Below are 13,779 nucleotides of genomic sequence, written 5' to 3'. Positions count from 1 at the left end.
TATGTGGCATCATATGCCGAGCTGTGCGGTTCGGTTTGGGCGCCGCATTTGTGGCATCTGGCTGTCTTTTGCTATAATGAAAGAAAATAGCGGAGAAAGGGTGTTGTTGATGCCAGCTGTTGAATCGAACATGTTTCCGCTTGGCAAACAGGCGCCGCCGTTTGCTCTCCCGAACGCCGTCGATGGCCGGCTCGTTCGCCTTGACGATGTAAAATCGGACGTCGCGACGGTCGTGATGTTTATTTGCAACCATTGTCCGTTTGTGAAACATGTCCAGCACGAGCTCGTCCGCTTGGCGAACGATTACATGCCCAAAGGGGTGTCGTTTGTCGCCATCAATTCGAACGACGTTGAACAATATCCGGACGATTCGCCGGAAAACATGAAAAAGGTGGCGGAAGAGCTCGGCTATCCGTTTCCGTATTTGTACGATGAGACGCAAGAGGTGGCGAAAGCGTACGACGCCGCTTGCACCCCGGACTTTTACATTTTCGACCGGGATCTGAAATGCGTCTACCGCGGCCAGTTGGACGACTCGCGCCCGAATAACGGCATCCCGGTCACTGGGGAGTCGATCCGCGCCGCGCTTGACGCTTTGCTCGAGGGCCGGCCGGTCCCAGAAAAGCAAAAGCCGAGCATCGGCTGCAGCATTAAATGGAAACAAGCACTGTAACAATTTGCTTGACTTTTCATTGTGAAGCGGGTATGATGGAGAAAGCATCATTCGTTCGTTGCGGAATCGCCATCGCCGTGCCGTTGGCTTGCGAGTGCAGCCGGCACGGCGTTTTTGTGGCCGCGATCTACTGAACAAATTCACACTGGCGCCGCCTCGGAGCGGCAAGGATGGATGAGAGGAAGGGCTTCCATTGTTTTTGTTTCCTTTCCTTGAGTTTTCATAATCTATGTTATGTAAACAAAAGGAGAACGAGGAGATGGCGGAAGGGCGATATCGGGTGTTTGTGTATGGCACGCTGCTGACTGGCGAAGAAAACCATGAAGTGGTCGCTCCGTACGTTCGCGCTGTATGCTCAGGGAAAGTAAACGGCCGCTTATACAACGTTGGCCCATACCCTGCGCTTGTGCTTGGGGAAGAGGGGGAAGTTGAGGGGGAGTGGCTGACCGTGACAGAAGAAGGGCTCAAGGCGATGGACGAACTGGAAGACTACGTCGAGGGGCGGAGCAACAATGAATATGAGCGGGTGTGGGTTCGCGACGCGTGCAAACCGATCGAAGGGTATGTGTACGTCTATCTGCCGGAAAAAGCGGCTGGTTTTCCGCTTATTCCGTCCGGATCATGGCGGAGGATGAAGAAAACATGACATCAGGAGCGGATGGCTGAAGGAAGCGAAAGAGGCGGCCTCTTTTCGCCTCCTTCTTTTTTTGCATAAATATTCATATCTCCTTAATGTGTTTTGAAAGCGATTGCAAACATTTCCTAATAAAAATACAGAAAAATTATTAAAAAGGTATTGTCAAACCGCCGCTCTTTTTCTATAATAAAATCATGTTAGAAAAATAAACGTGCGAATGTGAGGTAATGTGACATGTCAAAATCGTTCGTTTCCTCCACCCAAACGGGATTGCTTGAACAAATTAAAGAAACGATCCAACAAAAGAACGTTGAACTTCTTCATTTGCAGTTTGTCGACATTGAAGGGATCTTAAAGCACGTGACCGTGACGGCTGAACAGCTTGATGATGTTGTCGAAGGGAAAATCATGTTTGATGGTTCGTCGATCAAAGGCTTCTCGCCGATCAACCGTTCCGACTTGTATCTTCTTCCGGATTTGAATACGTTTGCTGTTTTGCCGTGGACGGTCGAGGAAGGCTATGCGGAAGCGCGCTTTCTCTGCTCGGTGACCAATCCGGACGGCACGCTGTTTGAGGGCGACCCGCGCAACGTGTTGAAAAAAACGGTGGAGCGGGCGGCGGAAAAAGGGTATGCGATCTCGGTCGGCCCAGAGCTGGAGTTTTTCCTGTTCAAAGCCGATGAAAACGGCAATCCGACGCTTGAGCTCCATGATGGCGGCGGTTATTTCGAACCGTCTCCGAAAGACTTGGGCGAACGCGTTCGCCTTGAAATTTACCGCGCCTTAAAAGCGATGGGCTTTACGATTGAAGCGTCGCACCATGAAGTGGCGGAAGGCCAGCATGAGATCAACTTCAAATATGCCGATGCGCTCGGTGCGGCTGACAATGCGACGACGTACAAATGGGTTGTCAAAACGATTGCCAGCAAGTTCGGTCTTCATGCGACGTTTATGCCAAAACCGGTGTTTGGCATCAACGGTTCAGGCATGCATGTCAACATTTCCCTCTTCAAAGATGGCGAAAATGCGTTCTTTGATCCGAACGATGCGAATCAGTTGTCAGAAACAGCGTACCAATTCATCGCGGGCTTGCTGAAAAACGTAAAACACTTCGCGGCGGTTACGAACCCGCTTGTCAACTCGTACAAACGGCTTGTGCCAGGGTATGAAGCGCCTTGCTACATCGCTTGGTCCGCTTCCAACCGTTCGGCGCTCATCCGCATTCCGGCCAAACGCGGTGTTGCGACGCGCGTTGAGCTCCGTTGCCCGGATCCGTCGGCCAATCCGTATTTGGCGTATGCGATCATCGCGGCAGCGGGCCTTGACGGTGTCGAAAAAGGGTTAACCGCTCCGGCGCCGATTGATGAAGACATCTTCCATATGTCGGAAGAACGACGTGCGGAGCTTGGCATTGACAACTTGCCGGAAAACTTGGGCGAGGCCATCGCTGCGTTCGAAAGCGGAGACATCGGCCGCGCGACGCTTGGCGAGCACGTATTCAACGAATACGTCGCGATGAAAAAAGACGAATGGAACAGCTACCGCACGGCGGTCCACGCTTGGGAAGTCGAGCGGTATCAAGGGAAGTTCTGATCGAAAGCCAGCATCCAAAAGGTGTCCCGTCGCCATATTCGGGGCGCCTTTTTTCTGCAGGCGGCTGTTTGTCTTGATGGACGGCCGCGCGGCGCCTTCCGTCCGTCGGCCGCCAAGCCGTTGGTGTTCGCAACGTCATCTTGCGAGCGGGGACTAAAATAAATGATCGCATTTTTTATTTTTTTAAAATTCATAGTTGACATCTATGAATAATGAGATTTAAATTATAAGTAACGCGCTCAACCATTGAAAACGGAGGGAAACCAATGAAAAAACTGATCGTTTTTGTGTTTGTAGGATTTATCGCCCAGCTGATTGACGGCTCGCTTGGGATGGCGTATGGCGTCACGTCGTCGACGCTGCTGTTGACGTTCGGCATCGCTCCGGCCGTCGCCTCGGCGTCCGTTCATTTGGCGGAAGTGGTGACGACGGCGGCATCTGGCGCTTCCCATTGGAAGTTCGGCAACGTCGACCGCCGCATGGCCTTTAGGCTCATCATTCCCGGGTCGGTCGGCGCGTTTGTCGGAGCATGCTTTTTAAGCAACTTGCCGGGAGATTTGATTAAACCATATGTATCCTTGTTTTTGTTGGCGCTTGGCTTTTACATTATTTATCGATTTTTAGTGTTGAACGGCCGCGCGCCGTCGACGCCCGGAAAACAGTGGTCCAATAAGCAGCTCGTCCCTCTCGGATTGGTGGCTGGCTTCCTTGATGCGACCGGCGGTGGAGGATGGGGGCCGATTGCGACGCCGGTGTTGTTGGCCAATAAAAGCATGGAAGCGCGCAAGGTGGTCGGCACCGTCGATACATCCGAATTTGCCGTCGCGCTGTCGGCGACGCTAGGATTCGTCATTTCGCTTGGTTGGGAGCAAGTGAACTGGCACTGGGTGCTGACGCTCATGGCTGGCGGGGTCGTCGCTGCACCGATCGCCGCTTGGCTTGTGCGCAAACTGCCGTCCCATTTGCTTGGAGTGTTGGTCGGCGGGTTGATTATTTTGACGAACGTCCGCACGCTCCTGCACGCTTGGGAGGCGCCTGCGCCGGTGTATCCGACCGTTTATGGCCTCATCGTCATCGGTTGGGCCGCGGCGGTATGGCTGGCGATCCGAAACGGGCGGAAAGGAAAGGCGACTGGCAGGGAGTTGTCGTCGTAAGCATTAGGGGGCGCTTGGCAAACGACAGTGTCTTTCCGTTGGCGGCAGCGTTGGATGCGATCGGGTTGAGCATCAGGGAGCTTGTTCGTGCTGCGGAGGGCAACGGTCGACAGCGCCTGCCCTCAAAAATAGCGCGCGGAGCAGTTGTTGCCCCGTTGACGACAGTTGAAACGAGAAGGCGGCTCTTGCCCTCTGGGCAGGGGCTGCTTTTTTATCATCCCCTGTAGCGGGAAGCCGGTTTCTATGTTAAAATATTCTGCATCATCAACCAAAGGGGGAGAGGGAACATGGCACAGCCGCTTGATCTCGGCCGCCGCATTTCACTCATCGATTTGTATGATTTGCGCATGCCGCAGCGCACCGGTACATACGTGCTTCACGAAGAGAACTTGGCGATCGTGGAAACAGGGCCAAGCCCGTCGGTGCCGCATTTGCTTGCTGGGTTGAAAGCGCTTCATATTGATCCGTCTGATATTCGCTATATCATCGTCACCCATATTCATTTGGATCATGCGGGCGGCGTGGGGTTGCTTCTTCAGCATTGCCCGAATGCGATGGTTGTCGTCCATCCGAAAGGGAAGCGGCATTTGGCTGATCCATCGCGCCTCATCGCTGGAGCGAAGGCGGTGTACGGCGCGCAGTTTGAGTCGCTCTTTGATCCGATTCTTCCGGTGCCAGAAGAGCGATTGATCGTGAAAGAGGACGGGGAAACGTTGGAGTTGAGTGCGGAGCGGACGCTTGTGTTTTATGATACGCCGGGGCATGCGAACCATCACGTTTCGATTTATGATTCGTACAGCCGCGGCGTGTTCACCGGCGATACGATCGGCGTTTTTTATCCGCAGCTGCAAGAAGCGGGGCTTACGTTTTGCCTGCCTTCAACATCTCCGAACCAATTTGATCCCGAGGCCATGAAGCAGTCGGCGGCAAGACTTGAGGAGCTGAGACCGGAACGCATTTATTTTGGCCATTTTGGCATGCTGGATGACCCGCAGGAGGCGTTCCGCCAGCTTCGCGTTTGGCTGCCGAAGTTCGTGGCGGCGGGAAAAGAAGCGGTCGACCGTCATCCGGAAGCGCCGGCTGCCGAGCAGGCGAAAATGGCAGCGCACCGGTTGCGCGGCGAAGTGATGGCGTTTCTTGATGATCATGGCGCTCCATCTTCGTCGTCGGCGCATGCGGCGATCGAGCTTGATTTGCAAGTGTGCGCGATGGGGTTGATCGATTATTGGCAGAAACAACGGTGATCATTCGATTGGCCTGGCCGATTCGGCTGGGTTTCTTTTTTTGACGGGAAAGCGAAAATTGGAAAAACGGGAAAAACTGTTTTTGTGTGTGTTCGGTTTTTAGGCGGATCATTTCGTGAAATCGCGGTGTATATGTTAGAGTGGAAATAAGCGATCCTGATTCCTGTTGGAAAGAGCGTCCATGAGCAAGGGGGAACGGAAGAGTGAAACAGAGGCGGTCCGTCATGCATCACATTGGCGTCGGGTTCATCATCGCATCGTTCGTCGTTTGGGTCATTCCGCCCATCGCGCCATTTTTACCGTTTTCGACTGCGGCCAAAGCGTCGATCGTTGCGGTTGCCATTGTGGCGGCGGAAATCATGTTTTGGATCGGGGCGCTGTTGGTTGGAAAGGAAGCGGCGTCGAAGCTGAAGAAGTATTGGGATCTGAAACATTGGCGAATAAAACGGCGGTTGTCGGATCAAACCAATGATGGCGAACAATTCCAAGACGGATCGCGAGAGATGACAACGATGAAGAAATGAGGTGGTTGCATGCGACGGAGCACAGTTGCGCTTCTCATAGCCGTTGCCGCCCTGTCCGGAGTGCTTTGGCTTGGCGGCCTGGCATTGGCGGTGCAAGACCAGTTTTTTTCGGCCGCCAAGCCGCCGACGAAAGAACAACGGCCGCCGACGGCTGAAACAAGGCAACATGACGAGAAAATGGATATTGTTGCTCTTGGCGATTCGTTGACGAGAGGAACGGGCGATGAAAGCGGAAAAGGGTATGTCGGCTATATGGTCGATGAGCTTCGCCGGCAAACGGACAAACCGATCCGTGTGACGAACTTGGCCATCCGCGGCCTTCGCTCTGACGGACTGCTTCGCCAGCTTGGCCAGCCTGAGATTCAGCGGCAAGTCGCCATGGCGGATCTTATTGTGATGACCATCGGCGGCAACGACTTGTTTCAAGGCGGGGAAGCGTTGAAACTGGATCGAAAGCAGCTGAATGAGGCGAAACGGCGATATGTAGCCAACCTAGACCGCATTTTCGCCGCGCTGCGCCGCTTCAACAGCGAAGCGGTCATTTTTGCGATCGGTTTGTACAACCCGTTTGGCGATTTAGACGATGCTAAATGGACGTCGGCGGTTGTGCGCGATTGGAATTTTGCATCAGCGGAAGTGGCGGCCCGCTATCCGAACATCGTCGCGGTGCCGACGTTTGATTTGTTTGCCCTCCATGTCAACGACTATTTGTACAGCGACCATTTTCATCCAAACGCGGCAGGCTACAAGCGGATTGGAGAGCGCGTCGCCTCGCTCATCACGTTGACGGAGGAGGGTGAGCAATGACCAAACAAGTGACGTTAGCGGTCAAAGAGCTGCGGAAAACGATTCGCGGCAAGGAAATTATTAAAGGCATTTCGTTTGAGTTGCATGAGGGGGAAGTATTCGGTTTTTTAGGGCCGAACGGCGCGGGAAAAACGACGACGATCCGCATGCTCGTCGGGCTCATTCGGCCGACGTCGGGGACGGTGGCGATTTGCGGGTATGATCTTCACCGCCAGTTTACCGACGCGATCCGCCAGATCGGCTGCATCGTCGAAAACCCAGAAATGTATCCGTATTTAACAGGCTGGGAAAACCTTGAACATTTCGCCCGCATGATGCCGGGAATTGGTGCAGATCGGATCATGGAAGTGGCGAAGCTCGTCGGCCTTGAACAGCGCATCCATGACCGAGTGGGCACGTATTCGCTCGGCATGCGGCAGCGGCTCGGCATCGCTCAGGCGCTGCTTGGAAAGCCGAAGGTGCTCATTTTGGACGAGCCGACCAACGGCCTTGACCCGGCCGGCATTCGCGAAATGCGCGCCTTCATCCGCTTTTTGGCGGAAACGGAAGGGTTGAGCGTCCTTGTTTCATCGCATTTGTTAAGTGAAATTCAATTAATGTGCGACCGCGTCGCCATTATGGCGAAAGGACGGCTCTTGGCCGTGGACACGGTTGAGCGGCTGTTAAACCAACAGGCGCGCGTCGTCTGGAAAGCCGCTCCAACGGATCGGGCGCGGGCGCTGTTAGCGGCGGAAACCGAGGTGTTGCGCGCCGATGAAGAGACGATCGTCACGCCATATGAGCCGTCGAGACTAGCCGCTTGGAACGCCAAGCTTGTCCAAGCCGGCGTCTCGGTTTCGGAAATTGAACCGCGGCTGCCGACGCTCGAGGACTTGTTTATCGAGCTGACAGGGGGCGAAACGATTGAGTAAGCTCGTGTATAATGAAATGTTGAAAATCGTCCGCAAAAAGCGGCTATGGGTGATCGCCGCCATCATTGCGGTGCTCGTCGCCTTGTTTACATACGCCCAATACCGCGAGACGGAAGAGTTGAGAAAACGGCTTGGCACGACCGACTGGCGGACGCAGCTGCAGCAGCAAATCGTCGATTTGCAAAACCGCTTGCAGTCGCCGAGCATGTCTGAGGAATGGCGGAAATACTTGCAAATCCGCCTCAAGCAGCAGCAGTACTACTTAGAGCACAACATTAATCCGTCCGCCCCTGGAGCGCCGACGTTTATGCGCACGTTTATCGAAAACGCCATCGACTTGTTTTTGCCGCTTTTAGTGATGGTGGTTGCGGCCGATTTAGTGTCGTCCGAGGCAAGCGCTGGAACGATCAAGCTGCTTCTCGTTCGGCCGGTGAAGCGGTGGAAAATTTTGTTGAGCAAATATATCGCGTTGCTCCTGTCGGTGTCGCTCATTATGCTGATGGCGGCGGTGCTGTCGTATGCCATCTCCGGACTCGTGTTTGGATATGGCGGCTTCCGTCTGCCGCTATTGACCGGATTTGTCCAGCAAGGAGAGGATCTCAATACAGCGAATGTCCACATGATTCCGCAATGGAAATACATTTTGATCGAGCTCGGGCTGGCAGCGTTTGTGAGCGTTGTCGTCGGCACACTGACGTTTATGTTTTCCGTGCTGCTTAGGAGCACGGCGGCGGTGATGGGCATCATGCTGGCAGCATTGATTTCTGGCGCGATTTTGTCGAACATGGTGTCGTCGTGGCATTCGGCAAAATATTTGTTTATGGTCAATTTGCGGCTGACGGATTACATAAAAGGAGCGGCTCCGCCGATTGAGGGGATGACGCTTGGCTTTTCGATGGCCGTGCTGGCTGTCTGGGGGCTTGCAGGGCTTCTTGTCGCTTTTTTTGTCTTTATGCGGCGAGATGTCTATTGAAAACGGCAGAGCGGCGAAACCCCGAGGGGGTGTTCCCTCGGGTTTTTCAGTGAAAGGGGATGAAATGCCTATCTATTCGGCTGCTTGTCGTGAACGCCGGCGAGTCCAAGCGCGTGATGGCCCCGCAGCAACTGCTCCACGGCCGGCCATTGCTGTTCATCGCAACGGATGAGAAGCACGATATCAGCGCCTGTGCGGCTTTGACGGTGCGTGGATTTTCGGTTTACCCACCATTTGAGCAAAATGCCGATTCCGATGCCTGAAACCGCCCCGATAATCCCCCAAATGATCGGACCCCATGCCAACACATAGCCGTAAATCGCCCCTAGCAGCATCAAGCACGTTCCTAAAATCGCCGCCAAGTCAAGGAAGCTGAACCCGTTGGCGTGATGGAGCGTATCAAGCAGGCGCGGCGGTTCGGCAGAGCGGTTGAGCGGGACTGCAAAAATCTGATGTTCAGCAATCCCTTTTTCTTGAAGCGCTGAAATCGCCAGTTCAACGAATAGGTGGCTCTCGAAAGTGGCAATGACAATCATGAAACGCCTCCCATCAAATCGGCCATGCGAACCGTTTCGGCTGAAAGCGGCGCCGCAAATAGTGGGCTAGTTCTTTTTCAAACAACTTGTTGTATTCGACCGCTGATACGTAAGCATCGTAAAAGATGAACGAATAAATCGATGGCAGATAAAGCGCCCACTGCATATCGATGATCTTCGTTGCACAATCGAATCGGCCCGTCAGCGTGTACGTAATCGCTTCGGGCAAGTGGGCGAAATACGATACCAAAATGGTAAAGGTGAAGATAAACAGGCCGGTGATCACTTTATGGACATACAAATGGCCAAGGCCCGGGGCGAGCACCGACCAGACCAGCGCCAGCCAAGGCTCGCGCTTGTCCAAATAATTAATATCCCATATTCCCATTCGGATGGAAGAGATCGGCGCATCTTCGCGGTCGGCGAGCAAATACAGCTTGTTCATGTCGACTGAGCCGCGGTAGCTGTCCCAAATGCTGTACATGTAGATGGCCACATAAAACATGAGCCATCGTTCGTCAAGAACGGCTTTTGCCTTTTCAAAATCGCCAAGCAGCGAGTATAATATACCTGTATTGATATGGGCTTTTGTGTTGATAAACAGCTCCCAGAGGATTAACATAAAGGCCGTGGCGTAGCGTTGCTGCATCAAATTGCCGAAACCCGGAAACGAAAAGGAAAAAAAGGCGACGACAAGCGGATGACGCAAATGGAAATGGGTGGTTGTCAATTGCGACAAATGCGCCCGTTTGCGCCGCGCCGGCGGAATGAGTTTCACAAAGCGCCCCCTTTCCTTTACAGATTCGCGAACGAGAAAGCCCACGCTCTTTAGGCGTGGGATGAAAGTGAGTCGTTTTCTTCATATGGAAATGGCATCCTGTCATTGTTGCAAGGAGGTGAATCCATGCCGACCATCACACTAAAGCTGGAGCTGCACAACCCAACGAAAGTCAAACAGGACATGTACGAACGGATGACAGAAGTGAATACCTCGTTTGCCAATTGGCTGTTGAATCATCCCAAGCTGAATCAAGCGACGAGCAAATTATTTAAAGAGTTTTCGTCGCAGCGGTTTCCTTCCGCCGTCGTGAATCAGACGATTCGAGAAGTGAAGTCTCAAAAGAAAAGCCAAAAGGCAAAGAAGTTTCGAACATTCTGGTGCTGCTTTAACAATCAAAACGTGAAGGTGGAAAAGAAAGGAGCGTTCTACACGGTTTCCTTCCCCACACTGGAGAAGCGAATTGGCGTGCCAGTGGTTGCGCGCCCCTACCAAGAAGCGTGGCTGAAGCGGCTGCTCGATGGAACCGTCAAACAAGGGGCCGCCAAACTCTACAAAAAGCGAACGAAATGGTATTTGGCGATCGCGATCACCTTTGAAGTCAAGCCGCGGCACGAAACAAAGGTGATGGGGGTTGACCTTGGGCTTCGCTATCTCGCCGTGGCCAGCGTGGGAACGAAATCGTTGTTTTTCAAAGGGAACCAATGCGCTTTTGTGCGCCGACGCTATGCGGCTTTGCGGCGAACGTTGGGCAAAGAGAAGAAGCTTCATATGATTCGCAAAATCGGCCGTAAAGAATCCCGCTGGATGAAGGACCAAAATCACAAAATCAGCCGTCAAATCGTGAATGTTGCGCTCGCCAACGGTGTTGGCGTGATTCGGATGGAAGCGTTGACGGGGATTCGGAAACGGGCCAAATTGGCCAAAGAAGCGGGGCGAAGCCTTCATTCATGGGCGTTTCATCAACTGCAAACGATGATCGCCTATAAAGCGGAAATGGCGGGCATTCGGGTGGAGTGGGTGGATCCAACCTACACGAGCCAAACGTGTAAATGTGGTTATCGAGAGAAAGCGAACCGAAACGGCATCCACTTCCGATGCCAAAGGTGTGGATACACCCTCCACGCCGACTTGAATGGCGCCATCAACATCGCCAAAGCGATTTCGGGCTTTGTCGCCTAACCTAGCGCACTGGTCACAGGTGCGCCGCCCATGGGGGTACATCCTAACCCGATGGGACGGGGTGATGACACACCCCTGAACTTGGGCGTTGTCTGAACCAGAAATGGATGAGGACGCAAACGACCCAAGAATCCCACGCCCTTTAGGCGTGTGGAGTGTCAAACGGTTGCTGTGTTTTTAGTATAGGAAAAAAGGAGCGGCAGCTATGCAGGTCGTTTCAGAAAAAAGATAAATTTTCATCCGTTATGGCGAAAAAAAGATAAAAAAACTATTGACTTTCCTTTGAGGTTCATATAAAATGTAAATTGTCGCAAGGTAAACCAGCCTATGTCGGGAAGTAGCTCAGCTTGGTAGAGCACACGGTTCGGGTCCGTGAGGTCGCAGGTTCAAATCCTGTCTTCCCGACCATTATAGACATGGGGCCTTAGCTCAGCTGGGAGAGCGCCTGCCCCGCACGCAGGAGGTCATCGGTTCGAATCCGATAGGCTCCATTTTCATACGGAGGAATACCCAAGTCTGGCTGAAGGGGGCGGTTTCGAAAACCGCTAGGGGTGTCACAGCCCGCGGGGGTTCGAATCCCTCTTCCTCCATTTCTAATATCCGATCCTGTCAAATTGTAAATCATGAAACCCTTGATACGACTGCGTTGGCAGTCGTTTTTCATTTTTTGGGAATCCTTTTGACTTTTCTTCAAATCTTTATGTTCAGCGTCTTATCATCAATCGTAATCGTTCGTTTCGAATCGAAAACACCGTCTCGATGGCATCTTTTTTTGAATTTATGTATATACTATGTATATACGAAATGAAAGGAGAGAGGTATAATGGAATTAAACAAACAGAAAGGAGTGTCAATCATGACAATAACAGTTCAAAAATGGGGAAACAGCCTTGCGGTTCGTATCCCAAGCGTGATTGCTGAACGTTTAGCGCTTCATCAAGGATCAGAAGTGGAGATGATCGTTGAGAACCAAGCGATCAAGTTGATCCCGAAAAAGAAAAAGCCGACATTGGAGGAACTTTTGGCTAAAATCACGCCGGAAAATCGCCATGCTGAAATTGATTTTGGAACAGAAGGGAATGAATTGTTCTGATGCAAGCGCCGGATCGTGGGGATCTTGTTTACGTCAATTTCAATCCACAAGCAGGGCATGAGCAGGCAGGAAAAAGGCCCGGCATCGTTCTATCACCAAAGCGGTTCAATCAATTGACAGGGTTTGCGGTGCTTTGCCCGATCACCCGGCAACAAAAAGGATATCCATTTGAAGTGGAATTGCCATCAGGCTTGGCCGTTGAAGGCGTGATTTTAACCGATCAGGTCAAAAGTTTAGATTGGCGCGCCCGACAGCTTCAAATAGTAGGACGGGCGCCCAATGAAGTTGTTTCGGATTGCTTGGATCTGATTCATACTTTTCTTTCGTGAAAGGCCATTTATATTGGCCTTTTGTTCACTTTTAGCATACTTTTTGCGTACATTTTTGCCCTTCACGCTCCTTGAGGCGGGAGACTTCCTTCGGATATTTTGTTAAAAAGGCAGAATCGAGCAACGAAAAGAAGGCGGATTGTCCCGCCTTTTTGCATGGATTGACACACTGGAGATTATTTTGCACAAATTTTGCACGTGATGAACGAGCATGTCCATTCATCCTTGTATCAATAGTTTTATGGTGGGATTGGAATCCCTCTTCCAACGTCCACCTGCCGAGTGCCGGCAGGTTTTTTGTTTTTTGCGAGCGGTATGGCCGCCATTTTTCAGGCAGATGACTTGCCTGTTTTTCGTTGAATCCGGTACGATGAAGGAGGAAACGGTTTGCCGATTGAGCTGCACTCCTTTCGGCAACGGCCGGGATTGCGCAACATAAGGGAGGAGAGGTTATGGCGATTCAACGCCGCATTCGTCGCGTGAAAACCGTGCAAATGACCACCAACAGTCCGATTCATCGCAGCGGTTCGGTGCTTGAGCCCGGGAACTGGCAAGAGTATGATCCGTTTTTGCTGCTGATGGAAGATATTTTTGAGCGAGGAACGTTTGACGTCCATCCGCACCGCGGCATTGAGACGGTCACGTATGTGATCAGCGGCGAGCTTGAACATTTCGACAGCAAAGCCGGCCACAGCACGCTCGGGCCTGGAGATGTGCAATGGATGACGGCCGGCCGCGGCGTCGTCCATAAGGAAGACCCGGCGTCCGGTTCAACCGTGCACAGCCTTCAGCTATGGGTCAACTTGCCGAGCGCGTACAAAATGACCGAGCCGCGCTACCAAAACTTGCGCTCCAAAGACATGCCCGTGCGCAAGGAAGAGGGAGCGACGATCCGGGTCTTTTCCGGGTCATCGAAAGGCGTCAAAGCGCCGACGAAAAACATCGTTCCCGTCACGATGGTGGAAATGATTGTCGAACCGGGAACAACGGTCGTGCAAGATTTGCCGGGGCATTACAATGGGTTTTTGTACATTCTTGAGGGGAGTGGCGTGTTCGGTGCCGACAACATCGAAGGAAAAGCCGGGCAAGCGCTGTTTTTCAGCCGCCACAACCGCGGCGAGGAAACGGAGCTAAACGTGACCGCCCGCGAAAAACTCCGCCTTCTTCTTTATGCCGGCGAGCCGGTGAACGAACCGGTCGTCGCCTACGGGCCGTTCGTCATGAACACGCCGGAACAAATCCGCGAGGCGATTCGCGATTACCAGGAAGGGCGGTTTGGGCGATAATGGAAGGGAAAGAGCCGATTCGTTGTATGGCTCTTTCTTTTTTGTTATCATGTTCACAA

Annotated in this window: 15 protein-coding genes and 3 tRNA genes; 16 read left to right on the top strand and 2 right to left on the bottom strand. The window is 52.7% G+C overall.

What is annotated here, in order from left to right:
• Positions 1 to 109 precede the first annotated feature (109 nt).
• From ACVX3G_RS12195 to ACVX3G_RS12155, 9 genes are all read left to right on the top strand, one after another.
• Positions 110 to 673 carry a thioredoxin family protein gene (locus ACVX3G_RS12195; protein ID WP_033004757.1) on the top strand — a complete coding sequence of 188 codons (564 nt, stop codon included), beginning with the start codon at positions 110 to 112 and terminating at the stop codon, positions 671 to 673.
• 259 nt (positions 674 to 932) lie between these two features.
• Positions 933 to 1,319, top strand: coding sequence for a gamma-glutamylcyclotransferase family protein (locus ACVX3G_RS12190; protein ID WP_011231131.1), 387 nt, complete (start codon positions 933 to 935; stop codon positions 1,317 to 1,319).
• Between the two features lie 225 nt (positions 1,320 to 1,544).
• The gene (gene glnA, locus ACVX3G_RS12185) at positions 1,545 to 2,903 is read left to right on the top strand and encodes a type I glutamate--ammonia ligase (RefSeq protein ID WP_011231132.1); all 1,359 of its coding nucleotides are present in this window, start codon (positions 1,545 to 1,547) and stop codon (positions 2,901 to 2,903) included.
• 266 nt (positions 2,904 to 3,169) lie between these two features.
• Positions 3,170 to 4,057, top strand: a complete 888-nt coding sequence (locus ACVX3G_RS12180; RefSeq protein WP_479454547.1) for a sulfite exporter TauE/SafE family protein — start codon at positions 3,170 to 3,172, stop codon at positions 4,055 to 4,057.
• A 287-nt stretch (positions 4,058 to 4,344) separates the two neighbouring features.
• Positions 4,345 to 5,301, top strand: coding sequence for an MBL fold metallo-hydrolase (locus ACVX3G_RS12175; RefSeq protein WP_011231135.1), 957 nt, complete (start codon positions 4,345 to 4,347; stop codon positions 5,299 to 5,301).
• 224 nt (positions 5,302 to 5,525) lie between these two features.
• Positions 5,526 to 5,825 (top strand): transporter suffix domain-containing protein, encoded by a 300-nt coding sequence (locus ACVX3G_RS12170; RefSeq protein ID WP_011231136.1) that lies wholly within the window; start codon positions 5,526 to 5,528, stop codon positions 5,823 to 5,825.
• 9 nt (positions 5,826 to 5,834) lie between these two features.
• Positions 5,835 to 6,632 carry an SGNH/GDSL hydrolase family protein gene (locus ACVX3G_RS12165; protein ID WP_011231137.1) on the top strand — a complete coding sequence of 266 codons (798 nt, stop codon included), beginning with the start codon at positions 5,835 to 5,837 and terminating at the stop codon, positions 6,630 to 6,632.
• Positions 6,629 to 7,543 carry an ABC transporter ATP-binding protein gene (locus ACVX3G_RS12160; RefSeq protein ID WP_011231138.1) on the top strand — a complete coding sequence of 305 codons (915 nt, stop codon included), beginning with the start codon at positions 6,629 to 6,631 and terminating at the stop codon, positions 7,541 to 7,543. Before ACVX3G_RS12165 ends, ACVX3G_RS12160 begins: the two co-directional genes overlap by 4 nt.
• Positions 7,536 to 8,516, top strand: a complete 981-nt coding sequence (locus ACVX3G_RS12155; protein ID WP_011231139.1) for an ABC transporter permease — start codon at positions 7,536 to 7,538, stop codon at positions 8,514 to 8,516. The genes ACVX3G_RS12160 and ACVX3G_RS12155 overlap by 8 nt, the downstream gene beginning before the upstream one ends.
• 68 nt (positions 8,517 to 8,584) lie before the next feature.
• Here ACVX3G_RS12155 and ACVX3G_RS12150 read toward each other — a convergent pair whose 3' ends face one another.
• On the bottom strand, positions 8,585 to 9,052 hold the full coding sequence (locus tag ACVX3G_RS12150) for a hypothetical protein (RefSeq protein WP_021321939.1): 468 nt from the start codon (positions 9,050 to 9,052) through the stop codon (positions 8,585 to 8,587).
• A gap of 13 nt (positions 9,053 to 9,065) precedes the next feature.
• Positions 9,066 to 9,830, bottom strand: a complete 765-nt coding sequence (locus ACVX3G_RS12145; protein ID WP_011231140.1) for a hypothetical protein — start codon at positions 9,828 to 9,830, stop codon at positions 9,066 to 9,068.
• 126 nt (positions 9,831 to 9,956) lie between these two features.
• On the opposite strand from ACVX3G_RS12145, the gene ACVX3G_RS12140 reads away from it, so the two are divergent.
• The 7 genes from ACVX3G_RS12140 (at position 9,957) to ACVX3G_RS12110 (ending at position 13,720) form a co-directional block, all read left to right on the top strand.
• Positions 9,957 to 11,012, top strand: a complete 1,056-nt coding sequence (locus ACVX3G_RS12140) for an RNA-guided endonuclease TnpB family protein (RefSeq protein ID WP_011231141.1) — start codon at positions 9,957 to 9,959, stop codon at positions 11,010 to 11,012.
• Positions 11,013 to 11,343: 331 nt separating this feature from the next.
• Positions 11,344 to 11,420: transfer RNA gene (locus ACVX3G_RS12135), tRNA-Pro, on the top strand.
• A gap of 10 nt (positions 11,421 to 11,430) precedes the next feature.
• Positions 11,431 to 11,503: transfer RNA gene (locus ACVX3G_RS12130), tRNA-Ala, on the top strand.
• A 9-nt stretch (positions 11,504 to 11,512) separates the two neighbouring features.
• Positions 11,513 to 11,602, top strand: a tRNA-Ser gene (locus tag ACVX3G_RS12125).
• 233 nt (positions 11,603 to 11,835) lie between these two features.
• Positions 11,836 to 12,105 carry an AbrB/MazE/SpoVT family DNA-binding domain-containing protein gene (locus ACVX3G_RS12120; protein WP_011231142.1) on the top strand — a complete coding sequence of 90 codons (270 nt, stop codon included), beginning with the start codon at positions 11,836 to 11,838 and terminating at the stop codon, positions 12,103 to 12,105.
• On the top strand, positions 12,105 to 12,434 hold the full coding sequence (locus tag ACVX3G_RS12115) for a type II toxin-antitoxin system PemK/MazF family toxin (protein ID WP_011231143.1): 330 nt from the start codon (positions 12,105 to 12,107) through the stop codon (positions 12,432 to 12,434). The genes ACVX3G_RS12120 and ACVX3G_RS12115 overlap by 1 nt, the downstream gene beginning before the upstream one ends.
• Before the next feature lie 452 nt (positions 12,435 to 12,886).
• Positions 12,887 to 13,720 carry a pirin family protein gene (locus tag ACVX3G_RS12110; protein ID WP_011231146.1) on the top strand — a complete coding sequence of 278 codons (834 nt, stop codon included), beginning with the start codon at positions 12,887 to 12,889 and terminating at the stop codon, positions 13,718 to 13,720.
• The last annotated feature ends 59 nt before the right edge of the window (positions 13,721 to 13,779 follow it).

This window comes from Geobacillus sp. PLS 41 (assembly GCF_056494105.1).
The sequence above is the reverse complement of the archived record's forward strand: the minus strand, read 5'-3'. Positions and strand labels throughout refer to the sequence as shown.